We start from the raw sequence: 15,128 nt of genomic DNA, 5'->3' as shown, positions 1-15,128 counted from the left end.
CAAGTTCACTGACATCTAGGGTCTAAGGGTATCTTTCTATAATCTCATGCTTACCTTCTTGGCGACTATAAAGTACTTCCTTAATATAGCCGTTATCATCAACCTGTAAACGATGGCAGTATACCGTCTCTATCGGAACTTCTAGTTTTTGCAAAAAACCTTCTAATAACTCATGAAAGCAATCAGATATAATCTGAAGATCAAAACCCCTTACTCTCAACGTTTGTAAAAACGCTGCTGCGCCTTCTATGGGATTAAGCTGACTAATAATATCTTGTATTTTTAGGGCGTGTCCTCATTTTAAAAATGGTGATAAAAATGAGATAAATTGCAGTCAAACAAGGAAAATAGCGCAGATAATATCGGGATATTAACCAGCTATTTAACGATGTTTGGCAAAATTTAGCCATTTTTAGCCCGTTTAGATATGATCAATTGAATTGAGGACACGCCCTAGTAGAGTAATTTGATTTTTATTCAAAACATCGATGCAATATAGCATTAATTTTTTGTAATCTTCTACCTCTCTTGTGGTTATGCTCAGCTCAGATATATTCAGCTGACTAGCCAAAAACTTCCATATCTCCGGAACCAAAACCCCTTCCATATCGATAAAGGCAACTTTATTCATATTTAACCCCTCTAGTTTAAGTTTGCAAAGAGCAAGAACACACCTAATAGCCCTAATATAAAACCAATGACACGATTAATTGCGACTTGCTGCTTTAACATTTTTTCTCTTAGCGTCCGTTGAGAGAACAATAAAGCCACTAAAGCGAACCATATGAAGTGAGCCACAGACATAAACAAGCCGTAACCGATTAAAATAGATTTTGGGGTGCTGGCGCTAACAATCTGCGTATACGTGCTAATGACAAACAAGGTGGTTTTGGGATTTAAAGCATTGGTAAAAAAACCGTATCGCAATGCTTGTCCGGAACTGATGCGCGCAGAAGAGCCTACGTCATGTACAGGCTTTTGTGTGAATGTTTTATAACCAACATAAATCAGATAAAGGGCACCAAGATATTTTATGATCGTCAAAAAATTTGGCGCAATTTTCATGACAATGGCAACGGCTACTAACGTATAAGTCACGTGTACTAAGACACCTAGTGCTATACCAATAGACGTTAGCACACCGACTGAACGCCCATATAGGTAGCTATTCTTAGTGACAATAGCAAAATCAGCACCAGGGCTAATCACAGCAAGAATGGTAATCATGATAACGGTAAAAAATTCTGTCATTTGGTCAACTCTGTAAAGGGTAAACCAACATATAAAGTGTCTTTATTCAAACAAATAATATTTTATATATCGGTTTTTATACCATCAATTTAAGTGCATTCTCCTACATTTACAGATAAACTAAAATTGAGTTTATTACATCACCATCTATGAGTTTTTGGCATGATAGAAAAAATATCGTTGAATTCATTAAGGTTCTTTTACTACGTTGCAGAGCATAATAGTGTGACGCTTGCTTCTCAAAAACTGTTTGTGACACAAGGTGCAGTGAGTAAACAGATTAAGAATTTGGAAGATGCTTTAGGTATCCCATTATTTAATCGAGTCAATAAGAAACTGGTGCTCACAGCCAATGGCACTCTACTTTTTTCTTGTTGCCAGCAAGTTTTTGCGAAATTAGATGACTGTCTTGTGGATCTAACGGGGCAAGATCATCGAAAAAAACAACTGGTACTCTCTTGTGAACCCACTATTTCAATGAAATGGTTGATACCACGTTTGGCTGAATTTAATGCATTAAATTATGGGTTTGAAATTGTATTACTGACGGGTGGTGGGACAGTAGATTTTCAAGGAAAATCTATCGATATTGCTTTACGTAGAAATGATTTTGAATGGGACAAGAATATATTTCATGAGAAAATTATTGAAGAATATATAGTCGCTGTCCGCAACCCTAGAACTGAACAAACGAATACCCTGTTACTGACTTCTTCTCGACCAAATTTTTGGCATCACATAAATAAGTCTAAGTTGGTCAGTAGCGAGATTTTATCGTACGAACCCATGGTGTTAGAACATTTTTACTTATGTATTGAGGGCTGTCTAGCTGGTTTAGGAACCACTATTGTTTCAATTTTTATGGTGGAAAAGGAACTTTCGCATCACTTTTTAGAATTGATTCATCCTCCTGTGGCAGACAGCTCGTCCTATCACTTATTGTCTTATTACCCTTTTTATGAAGATGAGAGAAAGATAGTGTTTAAAGATTGGTTAAAAAAAGAGATGCTGAATAGCAAAATGCAGTTTATGGAAACTCTGAAATGAGTATAGTAGTTATATCGGGATATTTTGACAATATTTGCATCGGAAGTATCCCAGTATGTGAGAGTCTGAGATAGTTATCCGCCTTAAAAAAAGACCATTCACATTTTAAAAAGCGCCCTACTCGAATTACAAATATTTAATATTAGCTCATTTTAGGTATGCAGTTTTTCAAATATATCATTTGCTATTTTAAGAAGACTTTTGTTTCTGATAAATAAACAAACTTACGCAGACCAATAGAACACCAAAAATCGTTAATGCGCTCAAAGTAGTGTCAAAAACCAGACTCTCCAATATCATTGTCATTAAAGGCAATAAAAAGAATAAGGTGCTTACCTTGTCTGCGGCGCTATATTTGAGCATAAGCATTAATAATAAATAAGCTCCTACGGAAACCACTGCGCCCATCCATACCAATGACAGCAAAGAGTAAGCAGTGACCTCAAAAAACAATCCTTGATAAACAATCACAGCGGAGAATATCAAGAATGAAAAAATAGTTTGAATCAATAAAGTTAAAATAGGAGGTGTTTTAACCTTGGCTTGAGCGATAGTACCAAACGTGATGGATAGTAATGCAAGTACGGAGAGTACGATACCTGATACGTTAATTTTATCAACGCTATGATAGCCTAATGTAGATAGCACCAAGCCTGAAAAACAAATCGCTAATAGTATGACGTTTTTAACGCTAATCGTGTTTGCACTTAATAGTGACGTTATAATTGGCTGTATACCAAGAACCAGTATGATGATGCCAAGGGATATCCCCGTATTAATAGCTGAGAAATAAAAGATTAAATAGAAAACCTGTAGCAACAGACCTGAAACTATAATGCCTTTGAGCTGGCCCTTATCCTTCTTAAGCTCAGTGATAGCTATTTTGTTATGGGTAGATTTTAGATATATGGCTAGAAGTAGCGACAAAGCGATCGCTGATCTTAAAAACAAAAAGCTCCAAGCGTCTGTATATTGCAAACCAATCTTTGCAAAGATGGCACCGCCACTCCATATTGCCAAAAATCCTATAGGGGCCGCAAGATTTACAATATCCTGCTTTGACTGGGTGTGAATATTCAATGGCACTTCCTTACCTAGCGTAGATTTATATCATGTGGCTATGGTAATGAAATTGATGCTTAAAGGTTTGTCGGAATAGATTGAAATATGTGCTGATTAGCTGATTCTTGGGTGCTTCATATTTTGATTGTTACAACGAAGTCTATGCGGGGTCTGATGATAGACAGTAGAGAAACGACGTATAAAGGCAGATACGTTATCGTAACCGCATCTCTCAGCCACAATCGTAATAGGTGTATCAGTATTTAGGATGAGACCAAGAGCAGCTTGCATACGAAGGTCGGTAATATAGACGTTAGGCGTACAGCCAAGATGTTCCTTAAATAAGACTTTGAACTGACTTTCGCTCAGACAAGCGATCTCAGCAAGTGATTTCACCGTATGATTAGTGGCGATATTACTTTTTAGAGTATGAACGACCGCAGTTAAACGAGTATCCAATCGCTTACTCATTTTAATGGTTCCAAGAAGCTCTTTTAATAACTCAAACATCATCCATTCTATCTTTTGATTGTGAGCAGAGATCAATTGCTTTTCAACGAAAGAGATATATAGCAACGTCTTTTCGTCCATTGCAAAATGGATCTCACTTAGTGGCAGTTGTAAGAATTCTATATCCTTTATATTTGCTACTAAAAATCGAAAGTCTTCTCTTGCCTGAAATTGATGATAAACACCTTTCCTGATGACTAAAGCCTCTCCATAAGAAACGTTAATAGCCTGATCACCAATTATCATTCTAATGTCACCCATTAATGGCATGAGAATTTGATGGTAATCATGGGCGTGACCTTCTAGCTGGCTACCATATGTTCTGATAAATAAATGGTTTATTAACTCAGTCTCTTTCATGAGGTCTATTCACTGTTTAGAATATTTGTAGGTAATAGGGCTTTATGAGAATGTAGCAAGAAAACCAACTAGGCTATTAGTAAAGACTATTTTTTCACCATGGTTTGGTTTTATAAGCCTGCACTTAAACCACCATGTTCAAAGTAACAGCTATTGCTATGTGCGAGTTTAATCAAACCTGAGCCATCAATTTGTTAGCATATGTTTACTAAATCAGGCTAAACCCTTGTATATAATCAGGATATCATTCAAATTATAAAAGGGTACAACGCCGTGAAAAATCGTAACCAACACATCTATAAAAAGCCCATAATAAAGCTCAGCGTCGGTACGCTTGCTTTAGGCAGTTTACTAGCAATTGCGGGTTGTAATAATAGCTTGGCTGATGCTCAACCGATAAAACAGGTAGCTGAAAAACCTATAGTCAGCAAGACCGAGAACCCTTCGACCCCAAAGACTGACAAGGATTATATCGCTGCTGATGACTCTGCTTCTATGCCTGAAGGTATCAAAAAAGTTGTCGATGCCAACAATCAATTCGCTATTGATTTGTATAAGCAGATGAATAAGCAACCTAAACAATCGGAAAATAACGTGTTCTTCTCGCCCTACAGCTTGTCTACAGCGATGGCCATGCTTTATGCCGCAGCAGAGGGTGAAACAAAGCAGCAAATCCAAAAGACCTTTCATTATCCATCACCAGCTATCCTCAATCCCAATAGTGCAGCACTCTACAATCAATTTAATAAACCCAATCCAAACTATGACTTAAGCACGGTTAATGACTTATGGATGCGTCAAGGCTTAAGTCCCAATCAAACTTATTTGGATACTGTAAAACGCTATTATGGCGGTCAAGTCACCAATCTTGATTTTGAAGGCAGTCCTGATCCTGCGCGTCAGACCATCAATAAAACCATCGCTAATCATACCAAGCAGATGATTCCTGAATTACTGACAGAAGGGAGTATCAAGTCATCTACCGCTGCTGTACTAACCAATGCGGTTTATTTTAAAGGAGATTGGAAGTCAGCGTTCGCAGGAAGTTATAAGAGTGATTTTATTGATTATGATGGTAACGACAGCGCAGTTAAGATGATGACTAAAACAGCAAATTTTGGCTATACAGAAGATGAAAAGGCTAAAGTGCTTAATTTGCCTTATAAGGGTGATGACTTGTCCATGATCGTTGTCTTACCTCAGTCAAAGGGCAAGTCAGCTATGCAGGCGTTGGTCAAGAATTTAAGTGCCGATCAAATTGGTCAGTGGACTCACAATATGAAAATCAAAGCAGTCGACCTGCAGCTGCCTAAGTTTAAAATGGAACAAGATTATAAAATGGATGAGCTACTGGCTGAAATGGGTATGCCGATCGCTTTTGGTAGTCGCGCTGATTTCAGTCTATTCAATAATAAATTACCGTTAGCAGTGGATTCTATCATTCATAAGGCGGTGATTGAGGTCGACGAAAAAGGCACAGTTGCGGCTGCAGCCACCAGCATAGGCCCAGTCGTCGTCTCAGCTAATTATGACGTTGAGTTTAATGCCAATCGTCCGTTTATGTTTGTGATTAAAGACAATAAAACGGATGCAATATTGTTCTTAGGACAAGTGAATAAGCTATAGCTTTGGGATGCAAAAACTTATGATCATAAAAATGACGCTGATATCGTTAGCAATTCTACTGGCTGCTTGCCAGAGTACTTCATTGACACGGTCTGATTTCAGTCAAACCATTAAGGTAGGGTAACCCTCCCAACTATAAGACACTTATTAAATAGAATTTAGCTGCATTAAGCTATGCTGAAAAAACTGTAGAATGACCTATGCTGTAACATCGTGGAATGTTAGCATAGTTTTCGTAAGTTCATTTTAGTCAGTGAAACATATATAGTCATTCCACTATAAAAGTATTACAGCGTTAACCTCGCTTGAAGTATCACATATACATCTACACTCGGTTGCCTTGTACTACTTTTGAATTGAATCGACTATATTAAAGAGATGACGAAGGATTTTTTTGAAATGTAGGTATGGGTGTATCACACCTAAACTAAAACATGAATGAAAATTGTATAATAAAGAGAACAATAGCGATAAATGGGAAGAAAACATTTACAACTTATCAGATGCTATATTTTTGTAGTTTATCGACATATCTATCGCGGATTTTTTACCAATATTCAATACAATTCGTCCACGTCTACCTTGTTCCGATAAACGTTGAAACCCTTGTTGATATGCCTTAAAGTCATACACCCTGTCTACGACAGGTATTAGTTTTCCAGACGCTACCCAATCGACGATTTTGTTTAGTTTTTTATTGTCTCCTTTATCAACATACAGGTATTTAGTTTTTTGAGCGAGATAAAAGCTCTGTATCAAAGCCATGATATGTTTGTTTGGCTCTGCTGGAATAAACGTGCCATTTTTTGTGAGCAGTGACCGTATATTAGCAAAGCTTTTTTCGTTAGACAGATCCAGTATGATGTCGAACTTGTCTGTCAGTGCCTCAATTGGAGTTACGTTATAATCCACAACCTCATCTGCCCCAATCGACTCTAAGAATGCCCTTTGATTATCACCAGCGGTAGCGGTTATCAATGCTCCAAAGATATTGGCCAACTGAACGGCATAAACACCTAAGCCACCTGCCGCACCATTTATCAACACTTTTTTTCCATGCTGTATACCCCCTAATTCTGTCAACGCCACAAGACTGGTGAGTGTGCCCAACGGCAGCGCAGCCGCTTCCTCAAAGCTTATGTTGCTTGGCATAAGCGCAATATAGTTGGGATTGATGCTGATATATTCTTGATGCGTTTTCATGCCTTTTGTCAGATGAACATAGCCAAAAACATATGCCCCTTTCTGAAAATTCTTGTCGCCGTCAACGATGATACCGGAAAACTCTATGCCTGTTTTTGTAGGATAGTTGCCACCTGATAATTTTAGTATCCAATCATATTTGCCTTGAATAAACTCTACATCTATCTGATTGATGGTGGCGCTCATGATTTTGACTAAGACTTCATTTTTTTGTGGCACAGGGATACTGAGGTCATGTCTCAATACCAATTGCTTATTCTCTACGATTAACCCTTTCATCAATCACCTCAAGATGGCCAGTTTAAATTAGGTCGTATGACCTAATTTAAGGATATTAGATCAACAAACCTAACATGTCAATATCCGTTTATAATGACAATAAAAAATTCATTGCGATCAGGGCGTGTCGTCAATTATCCTACCAAAGATACCAAGGTGCTAATTGATGACACACCCTAGATTTATAGGTAGATATATGTCCAAAAAAAATGCCAAAACTGAAAAAATCCTAGATGAATCTATTAACCTGCTAAAAAACGAAGGAGACTTCGGTCTGACCATGCGTAAGGTTTCAAGATTGACAGAGATGTCGTTGAGTAATTTGCAATACCATTACAAAAATAAAGATGAGCTGCTAAAAGCAATGGCTGATAGATACTTTCAGCAGTGTCTATCAGCGCTAGAAGCGCAACCTGTGATAGAGCAAACAGAGCACCTTTATCCGTTCTTGATAAAGCATCTCGTCGACGGGTTTGAGATGTCAGATATGTGTCGTATATTTAGAGAGTATTGGGCGATATCGACACGAAACGGGGTCATCGAGGCGCACGTACAACAATACTATAAGGACATGGTTGTTGTTATTGAAAAGAAGCTAGCACCGCTATCAAAGGATAATAAAAGTCTAGTAGAAGCAACTTCGCTATTAATCTCCTTTGTTGAAGGCTATTCGATAACAGCGAAATCGCTTTCTATGGATCTTGAGTCCATGGCGATGACGATTGAACAAGTCATATTGTCTAGTTTAGGAACGGTATAAGCATAGAATTTTGCGCGTGTCAGTCCCAAAATCAGCTTATAAAATAGCCAAAAAAGTGCTTTTGTCTAAATTGTTTCATTTGATTGCATCATAAATTTAAATCATATATAAAAAAAGTAGCGATACCCTATTAATAAAATAGAGTATAGCTACTATGATTACATCTAGGGCATCTCATCAATTAATACATTGATACATTGATACATTTAGTGGTCTTAAAACGGCTAAATTTTGCCAAACATCGTCAGCAATCTTGTCAATATGTTCATATTTACGGCAATTTCTTCCTCGTTTGGCTGCCATTTTCCTCATTTTAAGCCTCACAATCTAAATGATGACACGCCCCAGTTGTTTCTAGTTACTTTTGATCTCTGTCTAATACCACTCGATAGCGAGCGTTACCGCTTTCTAGTCTCTCAAATGCTTCATTTATCTCAGACATTTTATAGGTTTCAGTCACTGGCTGAATATTATGGCGAGCGGCAAAATCTAGCATTTTTCGCAGGGTCGACGGTGAGCCGACTGGTGAGCCTGATAGGCTGTTTTGAGCCATGATCATTGGCGCAGCCACTATCTCTAACGGCGCTTCTAATAGGCCAACAAAATGCAGTTTACCTTTTGGTCTCAACGTCTTAATAACGACATCCCAATTCATATCAACGTTCACTGTTGATATGATTAAATCGAAAGAGCCCGCTGCTTTTTTGATTTCGTTCTCATCTCTTGAGTTTAAGGAGTGATGAGCACCCAACTCTTTTGCTTCTTCCATCTTTGATTCGCTGGTAAATGCTGTCACTTCACAGCCCCACGCATTAGCAAACTGAAGCGCAAGATGACCCAGACCACCGATACCGATAACCGCTACTCTAGAGGTTGGTTTGATATCGTACTGCATCAGTGGGTTAAACACCGTGACGCCGCCACACAGCAGTGGTCCTACCGCATTAAAATCTAGGCCTTCAGGGACTTTTATGACACTGGTGTCTTTTGCACGTACTTTATCTGCAAAGCCGCCGTGGTTACCAATGATCGTACCTTCCTGTTCAGGACATAGGTTATGGTCTCCGTCGATACATAGATCACAAATGTTGCAGTAGCCTTTATGCCAGCCAAGACCGACTTTATCGCCAAGCTCAAGATGCTTTACGTGCTTACCTTTTGCAAGAACTTTACCTGCAACTTCATGACCACCGACAAACGGATATTCGGTCATGCCCCATTCGTTTTGCCACATTGACAGATCACTATGGCAGATACCGCAGCTATGTACTTCGATTTCTACTTCGTGATCGCCTAAGGTGCCAGGATCATATTGATAAGGCACAAACTCGCCACCTTTCTCTTTTGCTGCATATGCATTGATCATTGTTATTCCTTATTTTTTAGTATTTGTAGAGACTGGTTTATCGCTCTAGTAGTTATCAAGATACCGATATAATCAAAATACCAATATGAGCAGTTTTTTGAACATAAAAAGTCTCTTGGATGAACTCAACTTAACCGACTATACCAAAGACAGGTTCGCTCAGACCACCCTATTTAACAAATTAGGACTAGGCTAATACAAAGTCCCATACTGAAAGGGTAACGTACAAGCAACGCTATCGCTTAGCAGTTTCAATCTGAATGTTCAGCATGACTGTCGAGAGGGAAACTTGATTCATAGTGACATTCCTTTGCGATAATAAATGACGGGATAACCACATCCTTTGTGATTGTGCTCTTATATATTGTGCTCTTATATATTGTGCTCTTATATATTGTGCTCTTATATATTGTGCTCTTATATAATGACAACAAGCCCATACTTAATCAATAAGTATGGGCTTGTCTGTTTTACACATAACATTATCACTGCTAGTGCTATGTCATGTGTACGGTCAAATAAAAACGTTAAATCATATTTTACTGTCCGTTGTTGCCTGCTCTTTGCCACTTGGCACAAGCCATTTAGCAAACCATCCTGACAGATCATCCATCAGCGTATAGACGACTGGGATGACCACCAAACTCAACAGCGTTGAGGTCACTAGACCACCCAATACCGCTGCTGCCATCGGTCGCCTAAAAGTAGGGTCAGCATCACCCCAACCAAATACCAATGGCAACATGCCCGCCCCCATTGCAATGGTGGTCATGATGATAGGACGCGCACGCTTATGACAGGCATCGATAATCGCCTCAAAACGTGTCAGCCCGCGACGTTGTGCAATCAAGGCATAATCAACTAGCAGGATTGAGTTTTTGGTCGCAATACCCATGAGCATAATAAAACCAATCATCGAGGGCATCGACAGGCTACTGTTGGTAATAACCAAGCCGACAAACGCACCGCCTATCGATAGAGGCAATGCCATCAGAATGGTAAATGGCTGTAACAAACGACCAAATAGTAAGATGAGCACGCCTAATATACAAACCACACCCACTGACATCGCAATGATAAAACCACTAAAAAGATCTGCCATATTTTCGGCTTGACCTTGATCGATGATAGTAATCGAAGGCGGCAATTGTTGCATGGTTGGCACTGATTTAACCGCTTGTACCAAATCGCCCAGCTCACCATCTTCCGGCTGCACCGTAATGCTAATAGCGCGCTCTCGATCCAACCTACTTATCTGAGCAGGACCTGTTCCAAAATCTAACGCAGCGACTTCGCCCACACGTACCCCTTGACCTGCTGGCAGTGAGTTTGGTACGTACAAGCCCTCTAACTGACTGATATTTTGCTTGGCAACATCTGGTAGGCGTACCACGATAGGAATCTGACGAGTATCAAGATTGAGCTTAGACAAACGCTGCTCATAGTCGCCAACAGTCGCCACACGCAGAGTGGTAGCAATGTCTTGCGTGGTCACACCTTTGTCAGCCATCGCCAATCTATCTGGTGTCACCGTTAGCTCTTGACGTGGCAAACTGCGATCACTGGTCACAGCACCTACGCTTGGCAAACCTCGAATTTCAGTCATGATCTGCTGAACAGTCTGCTCAAGCAGCTGTGGACTGGTACTGGTTAACGAAAAATTATAGCCACTCTCACCACCACTTGATAGTCCAACGGTAAAGCGAGCCCCCGGTACTTCTGTCATCAACTTACTGATTTTGCGTTCTATTTCTTGCTTAGTGCCCCGCTCTGCACGCGGTGCAAGCACAATATCCAAACTGGCAATATTCTCCGCTTTGCTACCACCAGACTCTGAGCTCATGGATGCTTGTGCTTCTCCCACTGACGTAAAGATGTTAGTCACCTCAGGCATAGCTAAAATGCGCGCACTGGCAAGCGCTGACACGCGCTCCGTATCTGCGAGCGACACATCAGGGGTTAGCTCAATAGCCACACGGGTTTGGTCAATATCGTTGTCTGGAATAAAAGAAGTCGGTAGTAGTTTCACTAATGCCAACGAGGCCACAAACAATACCAACGTTGCACCCATGGTCAACCAACGATGATGAAGTGTCCACGAAACAATTTTGAGATACCACGTCATCAATGCACTTTGCTTTTCAACATGCTTTTTCTCGGGTCGTAAGATATATGCAGCCATCATAGGTGTGATCAGACGCGCCACCATAAGCGATGCAAAAATCGATAACGCAGCCGTCCAACCGAATTGACGGAAAAACTGCCCAACAATACCGCCCATAAAGGCCGTCGGTAAAAACACAGCAATCAAGGTAAAAGTAGTGGCGACAACAGCCAAACCAATCTCATCAGCGGCTTCCATCGCCGCTTCATAAGGCGTCTTGCCCATCCTTAAATGCCTGATGATGTTTTCGACCTCGACGATTGCATCATCGACCAGTACCCCAATGACCAATGACAATGCCAGTAGTGAGATAATATTGAGACTAAAGCCAAATAAGTACATGCCTAAGAAGGTAGGAATCACTGACAGCGGCAACGCCACAGCGGCAACAATAGTCGCCCGAATATTGCGTAAAAACAGAAATACCACCACCACGGCAAGCAAGCCACCTTCGATCAGCATACGTAATGAAGCTTGGTAGTCTTCCGCAATAGGAGTCGCTCGATCATAGACCTTTTCGATACTGATATTGCCCACATCGGCAGTCAACTTGGCAAGCTCGTCATCGACCAGTTCCATCACCTCAACTTCACTGGCACCACGCGAGCGAGTGATATTAAATGCAACCACCGTTTGACCGTCGAGCTTAGCGATAGAGCTGGGATCAGCCGCACCATCAGTGATTTGTGCCATACGTCCAAGTGCTTGAGTGCCACCTGTAGGGACAGCCACTTGTAGATCATTAAGCTCGCCTGCACGCTCGACCGCGCCCAAAACGCGAATGGTTTGGGTGGTTTTACCCACTTCTGCTTCACCACCTGAGCTGTCTTGTTGAATACCTGCTATTTGCTGTGACAGCTGGGTAATCGAAAACTTCAAACCACTCAAAGTGATAGGATCAGCTGCGACCGTAATCTCACGCTGAAGCCCGCCGATACGACCGACTGTACTGACACCTGGTATATCAGAGAGCCGTTTGGTGACCGTGTCATCTACAAACCACGAGAGATCCTCTACACTCATATTGTTAGCAGCGACAGAGTAAGTAACGACTGGAAATCCTGCGGTAGACACCTTGGTAATGATTGGATCGTTGGCGGCGGCTGGCAGATCACCACGTACTTCGCCAACTGCCGAACGTACATCGTCGACCGCTTCTTGAATGTCTTTTTCTAACGTAAACTCGGTGGCAATGGTCGCCGCACCCGTCTGTAGGGTGGTACGAATATGACTCACACCTTCGATACTGGTCAGTTTGTTTTCAATCTTCTTGGCGATGTCGTTTTCGAGCTGCGAGGGCGCAGCACCCGGTAGCGTTACCGTCACTACCACGGCTGGCAAGTCTATATCTGGAAACTGCTGTACCTTCATTTTCATAAAGCCATAAATGCCGCCTAATGTCAGGAGCACAAATAGCAAGATAGCCACCAGCGGGTTTTTGATCGAGTAAGCAGAGACGTTTAAACTCATGATTGTGCCTGCACTGCTGTACTTGTTTGGCTTGCACCGTCAACAATACGCACTAAGTCTCCATCATTTAAGAAACTACCGCCTTGTTTCACGATACGACTATCGCTTGGCAGAGGCTCTAGTACTGCTACGTTTTCACCAAGTCGCGCGCCTAACGTCACTCGCTGTTGCTTGATACGACCCATCGACTTACCGTCTTGAGTGGTCAGATTAGTCACTAACATCACATAATCATAGCCATCATTGCTAACGATAGCGCTATTAGGGATCGTTTGTGTGCTAGCACTGCCTAATAGAAACTCACCTGTCTGATACATGCCAGCACGGATTTTTGAGTTGGCAGCTAGGCTCGCGTAAATAGTAATTTGGCGATTATTATCTGCTGTCGGTGCAATACGGCTCACCTGCCCCATCACTGCATCACCACCAGGCAGACCGACCCGCACAGGTGTACCAATATTGATATCACCGATAAGCTTAGGATCTATCTCTGCCCGCCACTCCAAAATGCCGCCTTTAATAATAGTAAATAAAGGATCCCCACCTGCGACCTGCCCAACATCTACCATTTTTTCGCTGATAATACCGCTGACAGGTGCGACAACTTTTGCATTGTCGAGTGTCAAACGCTGATTATTGAGACGGGCTTTGGAAGCCTGCAAAGCTGCTCTCGCACGCACCTCAGAGGTACGGTAGCGATCGGCTTCTTGTTTACTAATGGCATCAATATCTATCAGTGGCAATACACGGGCAGCATCGGCGCTGGCATTGCCAAGCGTTGCTTCTGCCTCTGCGACATCTGCCTCAGCTTGTAGTATCTGCTGCTCCATGGCATCCGTATCAAACATTGCCAATACTTGCCCCGCTCTGACACGGTCGCCCTCTTCGACCAATATCCGCTCGATGGCCACGCCATTAACTTTTGCGCTAACATTCGCGATATCTTTAGCATTGATGGTTCCATCAGCACTGAGTGTACTACCGATATCATCTTGGCTTGGCATCACGGTTTCGACCGATAGTACAGACTGCTCAGTGCTAGCATTGCCTTCAGTTGCCTGATCACTTGGCACACCATTAGAAGCTACCGACTCGTCTACCACTGCATTGTCATTATTGCCCCAATATTTGCCTAGCAATACCCCAATCACGAGCACCGCTGCCAATACCGGTAATAACCACAGCGGCAGTTTTGAAGAGGGTTTTTTAGACAAGGTATCAGATTGACGATACGGTGGTAGTTCAGATGGTTGAGATGGCTCAATATTGGTTTCTTGCTCGCTAGTCGGTGCTTGCTTATCATCAGGGTGTTTAAAATCACTCATAGTCAGTCTCTATAAATAAGCACGGTACTAACGCCGTAAAAAGTATAAGGGAAACAAAATGATACAGGCCGATCTTATCAAAATGGGCTTTTAACATTGTAGACTATCTTGTCAGTGGGTCAATTATGTTAAGTATCTGTATAGTCGATTCAATTTAAAAGTAGTACAAGGCAACCGAGTGTAGATGTATATGTGATACTTCAAGCGAGGTTAACGCTGTAATACTTTTATAGTGGAATGACTATATAGTCAATTGTTGATAGTAAGGAGCATACAGTAAGATATTGAACTTAATAAAAATATTGGTAGCAAAGATTATAATGTGAACGATAAATAAAGACAGACGATAGTATATGCCCAGTTCAGCCCCAAATCTTCTTTAACTAAAACCTACCCCTCTTAAAACTTATTTACCTAATGAACAAGTGACTAAATATGCTGTCATATTGAACGGGTTAAGGTATGACCTTTATTATTGGAATAATAACTCGCAAAAATTAACGATACATACTACCTACAGTTTAGGCTTGTATTTTCGAGGTAATTTGTCATTATTAAGATGACATTATCAATAAAGGAACCAATCATGGCTAATAAATCAGATGTAAAGAAGCTTAAGCAAGAAATCAAAGACACTAAAGCGAAAATTAAGCAGAAAAAGAAAGATCTTAAAGACCTCAAGAAGTCATTAAAAAAAGCGAAAAA

11 protein-coding genes are annotated in these 15,128 nt (G+C 41.0%); 3 read left to right on the top strand and 8 right to left on the bottom strand.

All coding sequences use genetic code 11. The features are described 5' to 3' along the window. Positions 1 to 421 precede the first annotated feature (421 nt). Together RH96_RS09815 and RH96_RS09810 are read right to left on the bottom strand one after the other, a co-directional pair. Positions 422 to 631: a phosphoserine phosphatase gene (locus tag RH96_RS09815; protein ID WP_010200504.1), complete on the bottom strand. Its 210-nt coding sequence runs from the start codon at positions 629 to 631 to the stop codon at positions 422 to 424. Positions 632 to 642: 11 nt separating this feature from the next. Continuing rightward, a complete protein-coding gene (locus RH96_RS09810; protein WP_010200503.1) occupies positions 643 to 1,251 on the bottom strand; it encodes a LysE family translocator in 609 nt (202 codons plus the stop codon). Positions 1,252 to 1,413: 162 nt separating this feature from the next. On the opposite strand from RH96_RS09810, the gene RH96_RS09805 reads away from it, so the two are divergent. After that, a complete protein-coding gene (locus tag RH96_RS09805) occupies positions 1,414 to 2,298 on the top strand; it encodes a LysR family transcriptional regulator (RefSeq protein ID WP_010200502.1) in 885 nt (294 codons plus the stop codon). A 189-nt stretch (positions 2,299 to 2,487) separates the two neighbouring features. Here the strand turns inward: RH96_RS09805 and RH96_RS09800 are convergent, their stop codons facing one another. Both RH96_RS09800 and RH96_RS09795 read right to left on the bottom strand, forming a co-directional pair. Then, on the bottom strand, positions 2,488 to 3,378 hold the full coding sequence (locus RH96_RS09800; RefSeq protein ID WP_010200500.1) for a DMT family transporter: 891 nt from the start codon (positions 3,376 to 3,378) through the stop codon (positions 2,488 to 2,490). 96 nt (positions 3,379 to 3,474) lie between these two features. Continuing rightward, positions 3,475 to 4,230 carry a helix-turn-helix transcriptional regulator gene (locus tag RH96_RS09795; protein ID WP_010200499.1) on the bottom strand — a complete coding sequence of 252 codons (756 nt, stop codon included), beginning with the start codon at positions 4,228 to 4,230 and terminating at the stop codon, positions 3,475 to 3,477. Positions 4,231 to 4,503: 273 nt separating this feature from the next. On the opposite strand from RH96_RS09795, the gene RH96_RS09790 reads away from it, so the two are divergent. Then, the gene (locus RH96_RS09790) at positions 4,504 to 5,856 is read left to right on the top strand and encodes a serpin family protein (RefSeq protein ID WP_010200494.1); all 1,353 of its coding nucleotides are present in this window, start codon (positions 4,504 to 4,506) and stop codon (positions 5,854 to 5,856) included. 489 nt (positions 5,857 to 6,345) lie between these two features. Here RH96_RS09790 and RH96_RS09785 read toward each other — a convergent pair whose 3' ends face one another. Next, a complete protein-coding gene (locus RH96_RS09785) occupies positions 6,346 to 7,338 on the bottom strand; it encodes an NAD(P)-dependent alcohol dehydrogenase (protein ID WP_010200492.1) in 993 nt (330 codons plus the stop codon). A gap of 196 nt (positions 7,339 to 7,534) precedes the next feature. On the opposite strand from RH96_RS09785, the gene RH96_RS09780 reads away from it, so the two are divergent. Beyond that, positions 7,535 to 8,098, top strand: coding sequence for a TetR/AcrR family transcriptional regulator (locus tag RH96_RS09780; RefSeq protein WP_141629740.1), 564 nt, complete (start codon positions 7,535 to 7,537; stop codon positions 8,096 to 8,098). A 358-nt stretch (positions 8,099 to 8,456) separates the two neighbouring features. Here RH96_RS09780 and ahr read toward each other — a convergent pair whose 3' ends face one another. The 3 genes from ahr to RH96_RS09765 form a co-directional block, all read right to left on the bottom strand. Further along, on the bottom strand, positions 8,457 to 9,464 hold the full coding sequence (ahr, locus tag RH96_RS09775) for an NADPH-dependent aldehyde reductase Ahr (RefSeq protein ID WP_010200487.1): 1,008 nt from the start codon (positions 9,462 to 9,464) through the stop codon (positions 8,457 to 8,459). 532 nt (positions 9,465 to 9,996) lie between these two features. After that, positions 9,997 to 13,098: an efflux RND transporter permease subunit gene (locus RH96_RS09770; protein WP_010200484.1), complete on the bottom strand. Its 3,102-nt coding sequence runs from the start codon at positions 13,096 to 13,098 to the stop codon at positions 9,997 to 9,999. Then, positions 13,095 to 14,423: an efflux RND transporter periplasmic adaptor subunit gene (locus tag RH96_RS09765; RefSeq protein ID WP_010200482.1), complete on the bottom strand. Its 1,329-nt coding sequence runs from the start codon at positions 14,421 to 14,423 to the stop codon at positions 13,095 to 13,097. The genes RH96_RS09770 and RH96_RS09765 overlap by 4 nt, the downstream gene beginning before the upstream one ends. Between the last annotated feature and the right edge of the window lie 705 nt (positions 14,424 to 15,128).

Origin of the sequence: Psychrobacter sp. PAMC 21119 (assembly GCF_000247495.1) — a bacterium.
Lineage (GTDB): Bacteria > Pseudomonadota > Gammaproteobacteria > Pseudomonadales > Moraxellaceae > Psychrobacter > Psychrobacter glaciei.
The sequence above is the reverse complement of the archived record's forward strand: the minus strand, read 5'-3'. Positions and strand labels throughout refer to the sequence as shown.